The sequence below is a fragment of the Clostridium sp. HV4-5-A1G genome (assembly GCF_900184915.1).
In the GTDB taxonomy this organism is placed as follows: domain Bacteria; phylum Bacillota; class Clostridia; order Clostridiales; family Clostridiaceae; genus Clostridium_B; species Clostridium_B aromativorans.
Genome location: NZ_FXYI02000359.1, coordinates 1 through 935 on the forward strand (window position 1 = coordinate 1; position 935 = coordinate 935).

Annotated in this window: 1 protein-coding gene and 1 pseudogene; both read right to left on the reverse strand. The window is 27.0% G+C overall.

Annotation, left to right across the window (positions count from 1 at the left end):
- A pseudogene (locus J5G60_RS18490) lies at positions 1–581 on the reverse strand (hypothetical protein); the annotation flags it as partial.
- A partial coding sequence (locus J5G60_RS18495; protein ID WP_279237964.1) for a type III-B CRISPR module-associated Cmr3 family protein occupies positions 581–935 on the reverse strand: 355 nt, incomplete at its 5' end. The pseudogene J5G60_RS18490 and the gene J5G60_RS18495, both read right to left, overlap by 1 nt.

Below are 935 nucleotides of genomic sequence, written 5' to 3' on the forward strand. Positions count from 1 at the left end.
ACATCATTTATCTTTTTATTATTTATATCTAATATATTAGTTGATGAAAGTTTATCATTGCACTTAAATCCTGTAAGATTAAAAACTTCTTTAAAAGTCAGTTCTTCTTTTCCATAGTCAATCTCTTCCTCTAATTCTTCTAATTTATTATCATAGACTAAAAGTTCTTCAATATTTCCCTCTATATAAAGCCACTTGTCATTTTTTCTCTTTTTAATGAACTTTGCGACAGCCATAGCCACAAGCCTCTGTCCACCTGTTATATCCCAGTATATAGTTCTTTTGTCATCTTCATCAATTTCATCATCTATTTTATCAACTATATCTCCAATATTATAAAAACCACTATCTTCTAAAATTATATCGGTAAAATCTGAAATCCCTAATTTCTCTTTACATACCTTCTTTAATTGCTCATCCCAATCATCAAACTTAATATTGCTATTCATTATCTTATGAACTTTTTCATTAAAGGTTATATTATATACCTTTTCAGGCATATATTCTTTTATAACTAAATAATTTGTAATCTGATTTAACGTGGAGCATATTACTAAAGCATCCGGTTTCTTTTCCTCCATTATTCTCCCCCCATAATAATATATTTTCCAAAGCCTTCATATACTGAATCACCAATTAACTTATTCAATTCGGCTTTTATATCTTCAAGACTATCATCATTTTTCCTAACTAAAAATATGGTTCCCGCCTCATATCCTTTAAACATGACCTTTGGTCTGTTTTCTTTAATATCAAATCCGCCTATATAAATAGGTTTGTCATTAGACATTCCAATAACTCTTTTTTTAAAAAAACAATCTTTATAATCTTCATTAACAAAATATGTATCAGTTATAAATATAATCTTTAAAAGTTCTGATTCCATACCAAAACTTTTCTCAATAGATTTATGAAATCTTGATATATATTTATTT